Annotated in this window: 14 protein-coding genes and 1 pseudogene; 9 read left to right on the top strand and 6 right to left on the bottom strand. The window is 66.3% G+C overall.

Annotated features, from left to right (window positions below; all coding sequences use genetic code 11):
* Positions 1–11 precede the first annotated feature (11 nt).
* A complete protein-coding gene (denD, locus tag E9536_RS17585) occupies positions 12–983 on the top strand; it encodes a D-erythronate dehydrogenase (RefSeq protein WP_060082558.1) in 972 nt (323 codons plus the stop codon).
* 43 nt (positions 984–1026) lie between these two features.
* On the opposite strand, the gene E9536_RS17580 is transcribed toward denD, so the two are convergent.
* The 3 genes from E9536_RS17580 to E9536_RS17570 form a co-directional block, all read right to left on the bottom strand.
* Entirely contained in the window at positions 1027–2112 is a 1086-nt protein-coding gene (locus E9536_RS17580) for a lysylphosphatidylglycerol synthase domain-containing protein (RefSeq protein ID WP_136470289.1), read from the bottom strand.
* On the bottom strand, positions 2109–3278 hold the full coding sequence (gene hpnI / locus E9536_RS17575) for a bacteriohopanetetrol glucosamine biosynthesis glycosyltransferase HpnI (protein WP_027790619.1): 1170 nt from the start codon (positions 3276–3278) through the stop codon (positions 2109–2111). The genes E9536_RS17580 and hpnI overlap by 4 nt, the downstream gene beginning before the upstream one ends.
* Before the next feature lie 65 nt (positions 3279–3343).
* Positions 3344–3748: a hypothetical protein gene (locus E9536_RS17570; RefSeq protein WP_124546912.1), complete on the bottom strand. Its 405-nt coding sequence runs from the start codon at positions 3746–3748 to the stop codon at positions 3344–3346.
* Between the two features lie 225 nt (positions 3749–3973).
* On the opposite strand from E9536_RS17570, the gene E9536_RS17565 reads away from it, so the two are divergent.
* The 3 genes from E9536_RS17565 (at position 3974) to E9536_RS17555 (ending at position 6669) form a co-directional block, all read left to right on the top strand.
* Positions 3974–4621 carry a response regulator gene (locus E9536_RS17565; protein WP_136470288.1) on the top strand — a complete coding sequence of 216 codons (648 nt, stop codon included), beginning with the start codon at positions 3974–3976 and terminating at the stop codon, positions 4619–4621.
* On the top strand, positions 4618–6072 hold the full coding sequence (locus E9536_RS17560) for an ATP-binding protein (protein ID WP_136470287.1): 1455 nt from the start codon (positions 4618–4620) through the stop codon (positions 6070–6072). The genes E9536_RS17565 and E9536_RS17560 overlap by 4 nt, the downstream gene beginning before the upstream one ends.
* Before the next feature lie 69 nt (positions 6073–6141).
* The gene (locus tag E9536_RS17555) at positions 6142–6669 is read left to right on the top strand and encodes a cytochrome b (protein WP_059697126.1); all 528 of its coding nucleotides are present in this window, start codon (positions 6142–6144) and stop codon (positions 6667–6669) included.
* Positions 6670–6936: 267 nt separating this feature from the next.
* Here the strand turns inward: E9536_RS17555 and E9536_RS17550 are convergent, their stop codons facing one another.
* Together E9536_RS17550 and E9536_RS17545 are read right to left on the bottom strand one after the other, a co-directional pair.
* Positions 6937–7212 carry a DUF4148 domain-containing protein gene (locus E9536_RS17550; RefSeq protein ID WP_136470397.1) on the bottom strand — a complete coding sequence of 92 codons (276 nt, stop codon included), beginning with the start codon at positions 7210–7212 and terminating at the stop codon, positions 6937–6939.
* Between the two features lie 71 nt (positions 7213–7283).
* Positions 7284–7628, bottom strand: coding sequence for a DUF4148 domain-containing protein (locus E9536_RS17545; RefSeq protein WP_060174280.1), 345 nt, complete (start codon positions 7626–7628; stop codon positions 7284–7286).
* Positions 7629–7869: 241 nt separating this feature from the next.
* Here E9536_RS17545 and E9536_RS17540 point away from each other — a divergent pair, with 241 nt between their 5' ends.
* From E9536_RS17540 to E9536_RS17530, 3 genes are all read left to right on the top strand, one after another.
* On the top strand, positions 7870–8559 hold the full coding sequence (locus tag E9536_RS17540) for an aspartyl/asparaginyl beta-hydroxylase domain-containing protein (RefSeq protein WP_060082562.1): 690 nt from the start codon (positions 7870–7872) through the stop codon (positions 8557–8559).
* Positions 8560–8668: 109 nt separating this feature from the next.
* Entirely contained in the window at positions 8669–8938 is a 270-nt protein-coding gene (locus E9536_RS17535; protein WP_136470286.1) for a MoaD/ThiS family protein, read from the top strand.
* 67 nt (positions 8939–9005) lie between these two features.
* Positions 9006–10154, top strand: coding sequence for an exo-alpha-sialidase (locus tag E9536_RS17530; protein WP_136470285.1), 1149 nt, complete (start codon positions 9006–9008; stop codon positions 10152–10154).
* A 46-nt stretch (positions 10155–10200) separates the two neighbouring features.
* Here the strand turns inward: E9536_RS17530 and E9536_RS42100 are convergent.
* Positions 10201–10409, bottom strand: a pseudogene (locus E9536_RS42100) (hypothetical protein); the annotation flags it as partial.
* 299 nt (positions 10410–10708) lie between these two features.
* Here E9536_RS42100 and tssI point away from each other — a divergent pair.
* Together tssI and E9536_RS17520 are read left to right on the top strand one after the other, a co-directional pair.
* On the top strand, positions 10709–12982 hold the full coding sequence (gene tssI / locus E9536_RS17525) for a type VI secretion system tip protein TssI/VgrG (protein ID WP_348772158.1): 2274 nt from the start codon (positions 10709–10711) through the stop codon (positions 12980–12982).
* 8 nt (positions 12983–12990) lie between these two features.
* Positions 12991–14022, top strand: coding sequence for a hypothetical protein (locus tag E9536_RS17520; RefSeq protein ID WP_136470283.1), 1032 nt, complete (start codon positions 12991–12993; stop codon positions 14020–14022).
* Positions 14023–14042 lie beyond the last annotated feature (20 nt).

Here is a 14042-nt window from a genome sequence, read left to right as displayed (position 1 = left end):
AGGTAACGAACATGAAAGTACTGATCACCGGCGGCGCCGGCTTTCTCGGCCAGCGTCTGGCGCGCAAGCTGCTCGAGCGCGGCGAACTGAGCGGCCCCGACGGCCGCAGCGAGAAGATCGACGAGCTGGTGCTGCTCGACGTCGTCGAAGGCAGCGATTTCGGCGATGCGCGCGTGACGTCGATCGTCGGCGACATCGCCGATCGCGCGGTGCTCGAACGCGCGATCGACACGCAAACCGGCGCGATCTTCCACCTCGCGGCAATCGTCAGCGGGCAGGCCGAGGCCGATTTCGATCTCGGCATGCGGATCAACCTCGACGCGTCGCGCGCGCTGCTCGAAGTGTGCCGCGCGCGTGGCCACCGGCCGCGCGTCGTGTTCACGAGCTCGGTCGCGGTGTATGGCGGCACGCTCCCCGACGTCGTGCAGGACGACACCGCGCTGAACCCGCAATCGTCGTACGGCGCCGAGAAGGCGATCGCCGAGCTGCTGCTGTGCGACTACGCGCGGCGCGGCTTCGTCGACGGCCGCGTGCTGCGGCTGCCGACGATCAGCGTGCGGCCGGGCCGCCCGAATGCGGCCGCGTCGTCGTTCGCGAGCGGCATCATCCGCGAGCCGCTGAACGGCGAGGAAAGCGTGTGCCCGGTGCCGGGTTCGACGCGGCTGTGGCTGCTGTCGCCGCGCGGCGCGATCGAAGCGCTCGTCGCGGGCTGCGAAATCGACAGCGCGAAGCTCGGCAACAAACGCGTGATCAATTTGCCCGGCCTGTCGGTATCGGTCGACGAAATGATCGCGGCGCTGCGCGAAGTCGCGGGCGACGAAGTCGTGAAGCTGATCCGCCATGTGCCCGACGAGCGCGTCGAGAAAATCGTCGGCAGTTGGCCGGGCCGCTGGGATACGTCGCGCGCGGAAGCCCTCGGATTGACGGGCGATACGTCGTTCGCGGACGTGATCCGCAGCCATCTCGCCGACGAACGGCGCTGATTCCCGCGCCGCCGGCCGCGCGGGCACGGCCTGCGTGGCCGCGTCAATGCGGCCGGGCGGATTCCTCGATGGGCAACGACGCGCGTTTCGTTCCGCCCGGCCGGTTCGCCGAACCGGCCGCCCACTGCCACGCGAGCAGGCCCGGCAGATAGAACAGCAGGTCGCGCACGCGGCGGGCGCCGGCCAGCGCGAGACACGTCGGCGGATCGAACCCGAGGAGCCCGCCGATCAGCACGAAGCCGCCCTCCTGCACGCCGAGGCCGCCCGGCATCAGGAACGCGATACTGCTCACGAGCTGGATCAGCGCCTCGATCGCGAGCGCCTGCGCGAAGGTCGGCTCCGCGCCGAGAAAGACCAGCGCAAGCCAGATTTCCAGCGCGTAGCCCACGAACTGCAGGGGCTGCCAGATCGCGAGGTAGCGCACGACGATGCCGGTCTTTCTCCAGATCATCCGGATCGACTGATCGGTACGCGCCGATTCGCCGACGAGCGCCACCACCTTCCCGCTCGTGACGCGGTTCAGCACGCGCATCGCGCGCTCGAACGGCCGCGCGTGCTGCACCAGCGCGAACAGCAGCAGCACCGGCACCAGCGCGGCCATGCCGATCGCGAGGTTGCCGGCCACCCGGGCGGCATCGGACGAGACGTGCCCAAGCACGTAGCCGATCGCGACCAGCGCGAACACCAGCTGGCTGATCAGCGTCAGCTGCATGTCGGCGACGAGGCTGGCCACGATCGTCGCCGGCCGCACGCCCGCCTGCCGCAGCAGGCCGAACGACACGATCTCGCCGCCGATGCGCGCGACCGGCAGCAGCCCGTTGATCGATTCGCGAATCCACACGAGTTTCAGCATCGTCACGAACGACGGCCGGCGCGGGCCGCGGATCAGCATCCGCCAGTCCCACGCATTCGCGAGCATCGGCAGAAGGTGGGCCAGCGCCGCGAGCAGCAGCCCGGCGCCGGCAATCTGCAGGCGATGGAGGATGTCCAGCGGATGCTCGCGCCAGATCAGCCACACGGCGAGCGCCAGCCCGCCCAGCGCCGCTGCCTGCCCCGCGCGCCGAAGCCGCGCGTCGCTGCGCGTGGCGTTCCGGGCGGCGTCGCCGCCGGGGTTCGTCTGCGTCGTCATGATTCGCTCGCCGCCGACAACCGCCCTTCCCGGTTCACGCGAAAGCGCGTGCCGCGCCACACGACATGCGACGAGAAGAAGCTCGACACGAACACGAAGAACTGCAGGAGATCGACGAACGGCAGCCAGATTGCGCCGCGCAGCCCCGCACCGGTTGCACGGCTGGTTTTCAGCATCAGCAGCACCCGCGCGGCGAGCGCCGCGACCGCCAGCGCGCACGCGGCGGCCGTGCCGCCCGAGAACAGCAGCGCCAGCAGCGCGAGCGGCACCGGGTGCATCAGCACCGAGCCCGCATGACCGAGGCGGTCCGCTGCGCGAATCGTGCAGCTCCAGCGCAACTCGTGGGCGTACAGCCTTGAGAACGTCTCCTCGACGCACGCATGCCCGACGACGAACGGCGGAATGACGACCTGCGCGCCCGCCTGCCGCACCGCTTCGCCCAGCGCGTGATCCTCGGCCAGGTGATGCGCGAATCGCGCGAGGCCGCCGATACGTTCGAGCGTCGCGCGCGTGATCGCAATCGTCTGGCCAAAGCAGGGCCGCGCACGCCCGATGCAGAGCCCGGTGATCACGCCCGGCAGGAAATGGTAGTTCGTCATCGCGACGGCGATCCTGGGCCAGAAACCCGGCGATGCGACACCGCGGTACACGCTCGTCACGATGCCGACGTCCGGCTGCTGCAGCGCGCCGACGACCGCGCGCAGATAATCGCGCTCGACCAGCACGTCGCTGTCGGCGAGGCACAGCACCGCATACTCCGCGTGTTCGAGCATGTTCACGAGATTGCCGATCTTGCGGTTCGGCCCGTACAGCCGCGCATCGGCGACGACCTTGATGTTCGCGTCAGGGTAGCGTGCACGCAGCGTCTCGACGGCCGCGAGTGCCGCGTCGCCTGCATCGTGCACGCCGAACAGGTGCTGGACGGGGCCCGGATAATTCTGCACGAAGAAGCTTTCGAGATGCTGTACGAGCTGCCACTCGTCGCCGTGCAGCGGCTTCGCGACGGTGACGCCCGGATACTCGCGCGGCTGCGCCGCCGGCCTCGAAAAGAACCGCCCGACCAGCACGCTGGCCGCGACCGTATACGCAATACCCAGCAATACGCCCAGCCCGCAGACGATCGACATCGCGCCGGCCAGCGCGTGCAGCACATGCAGCAACACCATGCGATTCCCCAGTGGTGGCCCGGCGGGACCGTGGTGCGTCGGGGCGGGCACGCGCGAAGGCGGGCTCACCCGTGTGCGTAGCGGAACCGATTTCCGTTGAGCCGGATATGAAGGATGACCAGCCGACGGTACGCGCAATCGGATGACACGGCTACCGTGTGGCGATCGATTCCGGTCACGTGTACGAATCCGCAATCCAGCGCCGCCCTGAACGCCGCGCGGGCAAGCTTGCGGACCGAAAGGATGGCGGTGACGATCGCGACGACGGTCCACATGCGAAACGTCATCGTCGTGAAAAATGCCTCGGGTACGCGCAGCGCGAGCCATGAAACCAGCACGAAGCACTGGACGAACATGCCGGCCAGCGCGGCGATCAGCAGGTAGGCGCGCCATCGCTCGATCGTTGAGGGGGCCATGAGGAATGAATCTCCCGTACGGGCGACTCGCGTCGATCGGACGTCGATCGGCAAGGTCGCGGATTGACGGGCAAGCCGGACAGGCGTGACCCGGTTCGGGATCAGGGGCAGCGGAAAATCCCCCTGGAAACGGTGTGGCCGATGGTAGCGGGATTGCCGCCGCCGAACCTTAAGCGTTCTTCAGAATCGGGAGAAGTTTGATCCAGCACAATTACATTCCGTTGCGCGGCAGGCGCGTCGCGCTCGTACAATCGCAGGCATCCTGCCCCCGAATCGACCATGCGACTCCTCCTTGTTGAAGACGACGACCTGATCGGCAGCGGTCTCGAGATCAGCCTGACCCAGGCGGGCTATCACGTCGACTGGTTGCGCGACGGTCACGCAGCGGCAGCCGCCCTCGCGACCACGCGCTTCGCGCTCGTCGTGCTCGATCTCGGCCTGCCCGGGAAATCGGGCACCGAGCTGCTGCGCGCGTTGCGCGATGCGGGCGATACCGTCCCCGTGCTGGTCCTGACCGCGCGCGGCACCGTGGCCGACCGCGTCCGCGGCCTCGACGACTATCTCGCGAAACCGTTCGAACTGACCGAAGTGCTCGCCCGCTGCCGTGCGCTCGTGCGCCGCTCGCAGGGCCGCGCCGGCGACGAGATCGTGTGGCGCGACATCACGATCGACCTGACCGCCCACACGGTGACACGCGATGCGTCGCGCATCGCGCTCACGTCGCGCGAGTGGGCCATCCTGGTTCAGCTGGTCAGCCACCCGGGCGCGCCGCAGTCGCGCTCGCGCCTCGAGGACACCCTGTACGGCTGGCAGGAAGGTATCGAAAGCAATGCGATCGAGGTGCATGTGTCGAACCTGCGCAAGAAGCTCGGCGCGGAACTGATCCGCACCGTTCGAGGCGTCGGCTACGTCGTCGATCTCGCATGACGTCCCGCTCGATACGGCGCCGCGTTTCGTTGATGGCGCTCGGCTGCGTGACGGTCGTGTGGCTCGCCGCCGTGTTCGGCAGCTTCCGGTACGCAACGCGCGAGATCGGCGAATGGGAAGACGCCCGCCTCGTCGAATATGCATCGCTGCTGGTCAATCTCTCGCCTGCCGACCTCGGCCGCCTCGCCCGTGTGCCGCCGGACGCGCGTGTCGAACTGGATCGCCGCGGCTCGAAACCCGGCCCCGACACCGACGGCGATCGCCTTCCGCGCGACGTGCTGTTCGAGGTGCGCGACGCACGGGGCCAGGTCGTCGCGTCGAGCCTCCCGGCCGGCGCCGCCGGCCTGCCCGACGCGCACGACCCGCGCGGTATTCCCGAAACGATCGTCATCCGCGACGCGTCATGGCGGACGCACACGCTGCGCGACGACGCGTCGGGGCGCTGGATCCGCGTGATGGAAATCGCGAACACGCGCAGCGACCTGGCAACCGGCACCGCGCGCGGCATCGTCCTGCCGTTGATCGTCGCGCTCCCGGTGCTGGCGCTGCTCCTCTGGTATCTGATCGGACGCGGTCTCGCGCCGTTGAAGACGCTGTCGACGCTGATCGGCGCGCGCGACGCGCGATCGCTCGAACCGCTCGGCATCGCGGCCGTGCCGGACGAAGTGCGTCCGCTGGTCGACGCGATCGACCGCCTGCTGGCCCGGCTGCGGCAATCGATCGTGCGCGAGCGCGCGTTCACGTCCGACGCCGCGCACGAGCTCAAGACACCGCTTGCCGCGATCAAGGTCCAGGCCCAGGTGGCCATCGCGACCGACGATCCGGCACTCCAGCGGCTGGCGATGCAGCGGGTCGTTCAAGGCGTCGACCGCAGTGCGCGTCTCGCCGAGCAGTTGCTGCTGCTCGCGCGGCTCGACGAATACGAACGCATTCCGACACGCGCGATCGCCGTTCGCGAACTCGTCGAAGCTGCCCTCGACCGCCATCTCGCGAAGGCGTCGGACAAAGCCATCGACCTCGTGGCCGGCCCCGTCTCCGGACGCGCGATCGACGCCGATCCGATCCTGATCGGCATCCTGCTCGACAACCTCGTCGACAACGCCGTGAAGTACGGCCGCCCGGGCGGCCGCATCGAGCTCGGCGTGCGCGACGACGGCGCACTGCAATGCATCGTCGTTCGCGACGACGGGCCCGGCGTCGCCCCCGGCGAGTACGAGCGGCTCGGCGACCGCTTCTATCGCGGCAGCGGCGCGCAGTCGCCCGGCAGCGGGCTCGGGTTGTCGATCGTCACGCGTATCGCGCAATACCTGGGCGGCACCGTGCAGTTCGGGCCCGGCATCGGCGGCCAGGGCCTCGGTGTCACGGTTGCACTGCCGTCGGCGGACGCGGGCGAAGCGCGGCCGGCAGGCTCACCCGACGACCGATCACCGCATGAGATGCCGCCTGCTTAACGTTTCGTTAAGCATGCGATCGTAGAATCCACCCGTCCAATACCGTCCCCGTCGTACGCAGGAGCCTTCATGTCCACACCCGCCCGTTATGACACCGTTGCGCGTTTTCTTCACTGGCTGATCGTCGCGCTGATCGTCGCCCAATATGCGATCGGCTGGACGATGCCCGACGTGCATCGCGATACGCAACCCGTCGGCCTGATCGCCGCGCACCTGATCGTGGGCACCGCACTGCTCGCCGCGATGGCCTGCCGCGTGCTGTGGCGCGCGACGCATCGCCCGCCGGCGAACGACCTGTCTCCCGCAATGCGTGCGCTGTCGGGCGTCACGCATTTCGCGCTCTACGCGCTGCTGATCGCCGTGCCGCTGCTCGGCTGGATCAACGCATCGTCGCGCGCGTGGGGCGTGACGCTGCTCGGGATCGTGCCGCTGCCCGCGCTGTCGGCGGCCGGTTCCGGATTCGGCCACGCGATGGGCGATGTGCACGGCATCCTCGCCTGGGCGCTGTTCGCCGGCATTTGCCTGCACGTGGCAGCGGCGCTGGCGCACCGCTTCGTGCTGCGCGATCAGATCCTGCAGCGCATGATGCCCTGGTGATCGCGCGATCGGCAGCACGGCATGCCATCGCGCGCATGAACCGGCCTGCCGCCAGCGCCGCACCCGTCGTCGCCCCGGCTCATCGCGCGACCGGCCGGCCTGACCATCGCGCGCCGCCGGCCAGATGATCGCGGCGCCGAGCGAAGCGGCGCGCGATGACGGGCACGGCGGCCGGTGTCCATCCACCGCGTCGGGCGGCACGAACGGCTGCCGGACGGCCGTGCCGCGAACACGACGGCCTGAAGTCGCACAAGACCATATCGACACCTAGTTGCTGTTCTGCGCCGGCATACCGGCCGCCGGTGCATGCGCGCCGGCAGCCGCCATCCGGGCCCGGTCCTGTTCGGCAAGCTTCGCTTGCGCCGCCTGGAGGTCCGCCGGATACTCGCCGTCGTCCCCTTTCGCCGGGTCGTACCCGGCTGCTTCCAGGCGCATCAATTCGTCGCGAACCTGCGCGCGCGTCAGCGGCGCGGCCGATTGCGCGAAGGCCGACTGACCGACGATCGCCGCGATCATCGTCAGTACTGCGATATATGCTTTCATCATGAGCTCCTTCAATGTTCCGTATCGATCAACCTGGGTGAATGCCGGCCCTGCGAACGCGGGCGGCTGCGTCAGCTGCCGAAATAGATCGTGCAGAAACTCGCCGGGCCGACGCATGCGGCGGAACGCTGGCGCGGCGCCATCGTCGCCGGCTTGCCTGCATCGGACGAGGCAGCCGGCTCGCTGCCGACTGCCGTGCCGGCCTGGCGCTGCGGCATCCGTTCGACCTGCTGCCGGAACAGCGGGCTCACGTCCGGATACGACGTATCGGTCACGAAGCGCAGCCCCTGGTTCTCGGCATCGATCAGTTGCTGCCTGACCTGCGCGCGCGTCAGTGCCTGCGCCGATGCGGGCGCCGCGACACCCGCGAAAGAAATCGCCGCCACGGCGGCGGCCACCAGCCAATGCTTGTTCATGTTCCACTCCTCGAGAAGTCAACGAGACGACGTGCTACACCCGTATGACGACGGAGCGTGTGCATTTATTCCCGCATGTCGCGGCTCGATTCACGCGGCTTCTCCGGCTCCGGGGGCGCGTGGAACGAACATTCATGAACCTGTCATTCTTTCGTCAGCCGGCGTAACCTGACGTAACGCAGCGCCCGACCCGCTTCGGGCAGACTGACGTCACCCTTTCCGGATCGCGCCTCGATCGACCATGTCCGTCGCTTACGACTATGCAGCCGGCCTGCTGCGCACGCTGTACGACCGCCATATCGACGGCGGCGCGGTGCTCGATACGGCCGCGTTTCCCGATGCCGAGCGTTTCGTCCGTGCGTGGCCCGCCATCCAGGCGGAGGCATTCGCCGTGGCGCGCGACATGGCGCGCATCCCGCGCTTCCACGAGATCATGCGCGAGCAGTACGACATCTCGGCCAACGATGCACGCGACTGGCGGATGTTCATCATGCAGGCGTACGGCCAGCCGTTCCCGCGCAACCTGTCGCGCTGCCCGACCGTCGCGTCGATCGTCGCGACGTCGCCGGACGTGCTGTCCGCATCGCTGTCGTTCCTCGCACCCGGCAAGCACATTCCACCGCATCGCGGGCCGTTTCGCGGCATCCTGCGTGGCTATCTCGTGCTGTCGATGCCGAAGCGCGCGGATGGTGCGCCGGCCGCCGTGCTGAAGGTGGACGGCCACGAATACCGGCTCGACGAAGGCCGTTTCCTGCTGTGGGACGATACGTTCATGCACGAGGTGTGGAACGACAGCGACGCCGTGCGGATCGTGCTGCTGCTCGATATCCGCCGACGCGGGATGCCGCGCCTGCTCACGTGGCTGTCGAATGCGGTGATCGGCATCGTGCGGATCGGGATCAGGATACGCGGGCGATCGATTCCGGTTTAGCGCGCGACGCAGCGCGCATGCCGGCGCAGCGCCATCCTGACTTTCGGCTTCCGGCGGATCGCCTACACTACAAACCGTCCCTTCCGCGCGGCTCCTGCCAGCCACCGCCATGGCGCACCTCTTCTTCGCCGCCTCGATCCAGCGGCATATCGAAACGCCCGAGCGCGATATCGACGCGCACACGGTCGGCGAAGCATTCGACACCGTTTTCGGCGAGCAGCCACGGCTGCGCGGCTACATCCTCGACGACCAGGGCGCGCTGCGAAAGCATCTGTCCGTGTTCATCGACGGCCAGCCGATACGCGACCGGCAACGCCTGTCCGATGCGCTCGGCAACGCCAGCCGCGTGTATGTCGTCCAGGCGCTGACGGGCGGATAAAGGGACGGATATATCGGGCCGGACCCGGTGCGAGAACGCCCGGACGGCCCCTCAGGAGACATCGCATATGAACGATCGACTGCTCGTCGGCACCCGCAAGGGCCTGTTCATCCTGCAGCCCGACGGCCACGGCGGCTGGACGCCCGGCGAACCGCATTTCATCGGCGAGCCCGTCAGCATGGTGCTCGCCGACCCGCGCGACGGCACGCTGTATGCGGCGCTCAACCTCGGCCATTTCGGCGTGAAACTGCATCGCCAGCGAGCCGGCGCCACCGGCTGGGAAGAATGCGCGGTCCCCGTCTACCCGCCGCAACCGGCCGACGCGGCGCCCGCCGGCGCCCGTGCGCATGCCGGCACCGGCGATGCGGACGACGAGCCGCCCGGCACGCCGCAGCCGACGTGGACGCTTCAGAAAATCTGGTCGCTCGAAGCCGGCGGCGCCGACGAGCCGGGCGTGCTGTGGGCCGGCACGATCCCCGGCGGGCTGTTTCGCTCCGACGACCACGGCGATTCGTGGGTGCTCAACCGCGCGCTGTGGGATCGCCCCGAACGCGCCGAATGGGGCGGCGGTGGGTACGACGCGCCGGGCATCCATTCGGTGATGGTCGATCCGCGCGACAGCCGGCACGTGACGATCGGCATCTCGTGCGGCGGCGTCTGGCAGACCGCCGACGGCGGCGCGACGTGGCGTGTGACGGCCGACGGCATGGAAGCCGACTACATGCCGCCCGAGCGGCGCGGCGAACCCAACGCGCAGGACCCGCACCGCGTCGTGCAGTGCGCGGCCAACCCGGACGTGCTGTGGACGCAGCATCACTGCGCGATCTTCCGCTCGACCGACGGCGCCGAACACTGGCGGCGGATCGAGGCGCAGCCTTCGAGCTTCGGCTTCGCGGTTGTCGTGCATCCGCACGAACCGGACACCGCGTGGTTCGTGCCGGCCGTGAAGGATGCGTGCCGGATTCCGGTGGACGGCCGGTTCGTCGTCACGCGCACGCGCGACGGCGGGCGCAGCTTCGAGAGTTTGTCGAACGGGTTGCCGTCCGCGCCCGTATACGACCTCGTGTATCGGCACGGGCTCGCGGTGGACGATTCCGGCACGCGCCTCGCGATGGCATCGACGACCGGCGGGTTGTGGACGTCCGGCGACGGCGGTGACAACTGGCAGATGGTGTCGGCACATTTGCCACCGGTCTATTGCGTCAGTTTCGGGTGACGGCGCGGCGGTGGACAACCGGAACCCGATACGTTCGGGTTCCCGCTCACTCGGCGCTTCTCACCTCGATGTGCTCGTCCGCTCGTCGGTCGCCCGGCGTCATCCGCGCCACCGACGCACGCGTCTGCGCGATTTCCGCTTCGAGCCAGTCGAGAAACCGCCTGACTTGCGGCTCACGTTCCCGCGTCGGCCGGCACAGCGTGCATCGCGCTCGACATGCCAGTCAATCCGTACAGAAGCGGACAAGTCAACGCCCATCGACGGATGATCAATCCGCCCTGCAAGCACGCGATGGCGGTCATGCTCCCTTCTCCGTCTAGCGCATCGCCTGATGAAAATGCACGGCTACTAGCGCATGTGTTGCGGGACCGTGCCTCGGAAAATTTTACAAAAGATTTCGAATTTGTCTCATAGACACGAGGCGCCGCACTAGCGATTCTACCGATCTGAAAAATCCTCGGCGTGCCAACGGCACGCTATCGGCATTCACAGTACGGCGCCACCTCATATGTCGTAGTTCATGGCACGGGGCGTAACAGGACACGCCTCGGAGCATGTTTGTCGCCCGGAGAATCGTCACGATGTCACAAGCATGCCAATTGAGCTTTACCTTCTCGATTCCAGACACAATGGATTTCGAAGTCGTCGCGTTCCGACTGGAAGAGCAGTTATCCGAAACTTTCCGGCTGGAGCTGGATCTGGCGAGCGCCAATCCGTCGGTGGACTTCGGCAAGGTCCTCGATCACAGCGGCTTGCTTACCATCTGGCAAGGTGATCAACCGGTGCGCTACGTTCACGGCGCCGTTTCGTCGTTCGTTCAGGGAGAGACGGGATTTCGCCGCACCCGCTATTCAGCGGTGGTCGAGCCGCGTATTGCGCGCCTGAAGCTGTCTTCCGACTGGCGCATCTTCCAGATGCTCAACGTGCCGGAGATTGCGCAGGCCGTGCTCAAGGCGCACCGCCAGACGCTGGACTACGAGCAGCGTGTCACCAACGAGCATCTGTCGCGCGAGTACTGCGTGCAGGCTGGCGACACCGACTACAACTTCATCGAGCGCATCCTGCGCGAGGAAGGCTTCTTCTACGCCTTCCAGCACCGCGTCGACGGCCACCGGCTGATCCACTGTGATCGCCTGTTTATCTTTGGCCGCCAGCAGGGCGAGCCGGTGCTGTACAACCCGACGCCCGGCGGCGACCAGCCGCAGCCGTGCCTGCGCACGTTCGCCTATACCGAGAACGTGCGCACTGCGCGCCAGGTGCAGCGCGACTACACGTTCAAGAGTCCACGCTACCCGCACGAGTATCCGCGCGAGGGCACCGACCTCGATCACCAGGGCCGCGGCTACGCGCGCTACGACTACCCGGGCCGCTACAAGCACGAAGCCAGCGGCAAGGCCTTCACGCAGGACCGCCTGCGTGGCCACCGTCGCGATGCGCGTATCGCGCGGGTTAGCGGCGACGATGCGCGCCTGCAGCCGGGTATCGCCTTCGACCTGGCCGGCCACCCACGCGAAGACATGAACCGTGGCTGGCGTCCGGTGAGCATCGTGCATCACGGTAAGCAGACCACCAGTCAGGCGGAAGAGAGTGCCGATGCGCAACAGGGCACGCATTACCGTTATGAAGCCATGCTGGTGCCCGACGACGCGGAATGGCGTGCCGAGCCGCTGCCGCGCCCGCGCATCGACGGCCTGCAGCCCGCGACAGTAGTGGGCCCGGAAGGGGAAGAGATCTATACCGACGAGTACGGCCGGGTGAAAGTGCAGTTTCCGTGGGATCGCGAGGGCAAAAACAACGAGCACAGCTCCTGCTGGATTCAGGTTGTGCAGAATTGGGCAGGCGCGCTGTGGGGGCATATGGCGATCCCGCGCATCGGGCAGGAGGTGATCGTCGGCTACCTCGACGGGGATGCTGACCAGCCGCTCGTCCTGTCACGGGCCTACAACCGCCTGCAACTGCCGCCGTACGAGTTACCCAGGCACAAGACTCGGATGACAATCAAAAGTCAGACGCACAAGGGCGATGGCTTCAACGAACTGCGCTTCGAGGATGAAGCCGGTCAGGAGGAAATCTACGTCCACGCTCAGCGCGATCAAAACATTCACGTCAACCATGACGAAACCACGTTCGTCGGGCATGACCGCAGCGAGCAGGTCGAACACGACGAAACCGTAGCTATCGGGAACGACCAGCGACTTGCGATAGGTCGGGACCGCCGTGAACGAGTGGGACAGGACGAAGAACTCACCATCGAACGGCATCGTGTGATTCATACCGGCATGAATCACACGGAGACCGTAGGCAACAATCGCCACGACTCCATTGTGGTCAACCACCGCGTCGATGTCGGTGGCCATGCGGAGCACCTCGTTCACGGCAGCCACCGCCTGGAAGCCGGGCAGCGCATCGAACGGAGAACCCTTCACTACCAGTTGCAGGCGGCAGAGCGTGTGGTTCTGCAAGGCCCGGGAGGCAGCATCGTCATCGACAGTTCGGGTATCACGCTCGATGCCGTTGCCATTCGCTTCAAGGGGCCGATACAGCAGCAGACCGGCGGCAAAGGCAACCTGCTCGACCTGTTGTCACGGACTGTCAACACCCCCGAAACCAAGTTCAGCGAGCAGTTTCTCGTCAAGCACGCGCGTACTGGAGAGGTGTTGGCCAATGTCCTGTATTGCGTGGAAACGGCAGAAGGTCAGCGCTTCGTCGGGCGTACCGATTCGCAAGGGCTTACGGCGCGCATCTATACCGGCCGGCCTGACGCCGCGGCGTTGCGATGGGGAAGAGAAGCGGCGATGCACTTGCGCAAACTGAACATCAGCTACTGAGGTCCGTCATGGAACAACAAAAACAAAGTCGGACCGGCCCGAATAACCCGACGACCGAAGTGGAGGCGATTGCCGATCTTGATTATGTAACGGTGGTTGGTTGTTCTAACCCGGCTTTCTATGTGCGCGCCAGGAAGGGCAACAGGATGATGTTCATCAATCAAGGGATACGGCAGTTGCGCCAATACCCGGAGGGGACGCCGGACTATGCGATTCAGCGTGTTTTTCTGATTTTCGCGAAGGATTATCCGCGCAAGCTTCTGGACGAGCTTAAGAAGATCGTCGAGGTTGACTACGGTGCCAGCTATCGTGAGATGACCGATATCGCCGATCTTGTTTCATTTATTGCGGCGCGTCGCAGTAAGAAACGGCTGATCAAGCAACTGGATATCTTCTCGCACGGCCTCGTGCACAGCATCGAATTCGGATACGACGTCGGCGAGTCATGGCAAATCTGCTACGGGCTGAATCAGGCGCGCATGCTGGCGCCATTGGCGTTCGATGATGATGCAACCATATTCTCGTACGCGTGCCGTACGGGGCTTGGACACGACATCGGTTCAAAACTCGATCCCGGGGAGGATCCCAAGTATCAAGAGAGCCTCGCGCAAGTCATGGCTGATGCGGGCGATGTCGAAGTGAGGGCTTTCCCTCGAAGGTCCAACTATGACGAAACTTATGGGACCCGGGAGGAACTCGTTGCGGCACAGAAGACGCTGCCGAAGATTGACGAATATGAACAGGCTGTCGATGCCTACGATCATCAGATGGCCGCTTATCGGAAACGAACATTGGCATTGGGAAGGGGGCCCATGAACGAAATTCCAGGAGAGCCTCCACCCACACCACCCGCTAGACCTTACACCGACCGGGAATTTCAGTTGGCAAAGCATATGGAGGCGCGGCGTCAACATGAAAAAGACGTGGCCATCGGTCTGCCTCTGGACCCGTTGGGCGCAGTGAATCCCGTCAGGTCAGGCAGTACGCCAGAGGGACTACCCATGGGACTTCATACTTTCAGACCAAAAGCGCGCGTATGAACAAAATAATAGCGTCGCTA

The sequence above is a fragment of the Burkholderia sp. LS-044 genome (genome assembly GCF_004803625.1).
GTDB lineage: Bacteria > Pseudomonadota > Gammaproteobacteria > Burkholderiales > Burkholderiaceae > Burkholderia > Burkholderia cepacia.
This window is presented reverse-complemented; position numbering and strand designations above follow the sequence as displayed.

What these genes read in the sequence shown, in the direction of transcription:
- E9536_RS17560 (WP_136470287.1), top strand. Translation starts at nt 4,618, where the DNA reads ATGACGTCCCGCTCGATACGGCGCCGCGTTTCGTTGATGGCGCTCGGC.
- hpnI (WP_027790619.1), bottom strand. Translation starts at nt 3,278, where the DNA reads ATGGTGTTGCTGCATGTGCTGCACGCGCTGGCCGGCGCGATGTCGATC.
- E9536_RS17565 (WP_136470288.1), top strand. Translation starts at nt 3,974, where the DNA reads ATGCGACTCCTCCTTGTTGAAGACGACGACCTGATCGGCAGCGGTCTC.
- E9536_RS17520 (WP_136470283.1), top strand. Translation starts at nt 12,991, where the DNA reads ATGGAACAACAAAAACAAAGTCGGACCGGCCCGAATAACCCGACGACC.
- E9536_RS17555 (WP_059697126.1), top strand. Translation starts at nt 6,142, where the DNA reads ATGTCCACACCCGCCCGTTATGACACCGTTGCGCGTTTTCTTCACTGG.
- E9536_RS17580 (WP_136470289.1), bottom strand. Translation starts at nt 2,112, where the DNA reads ATGACGACGCAGACGAACCCCGGCGGCGACGCCGCCCGGAACGCCACG.
- denD (WP_060082558.1), top strand. Translation starts at nt 12, where the DNA reads ATGAAAGTACTGATCACCGGCGGCGCCGGCTTTCTCGGCCAGCGTCTG.
- tssI (WP_348772158.1), top strand. Translation starts at nt 10,709, where the DNA reads ATGTTTGTCGCCCGGAGAATCGTCACGATGTCACAAGCATGCCAATTG.
- E9536_RS17550 (WP_136470397.1), bottom strand. Translation starts at nt 7,212, where the DNA reads ATGAAAGCATATATCGCAGTACTGACGATGATCGCGGCGATCGTCGGT.
- E9536_RS17535 (WP_136470286.1), top strand. Translation starts at nt 8,669, where the DNA reads ATGGCGCACCTCTTCTTCGCCGCCTCGATCCAGCGGCATATCGAAACG.
- E9536_RS17540 (WP_060082562.1), top strand. Translation starts at nt 7,870, where the DNA reads ATGTCCGTCGCTTACGACTATGCAGCCGGCCTGCTGCGCACGCTGTAC.
- E9536_RS17530 (WP_136470285.1), top strand. Translation starts at nt 9,006, where the DNA reads ATGAACGATCGACTGCTCGTCGGCACCCGCAAGGGCCTGTTCATCCTG.
- E9536_RS17545 (WP_060174280.1), bottom strand. Translation starts at nt 7,628, where the DNA reads ATGAACAAGCATTGGCTGGTGGCCGCCGCCGTGGCGGCGATTTCTTTC.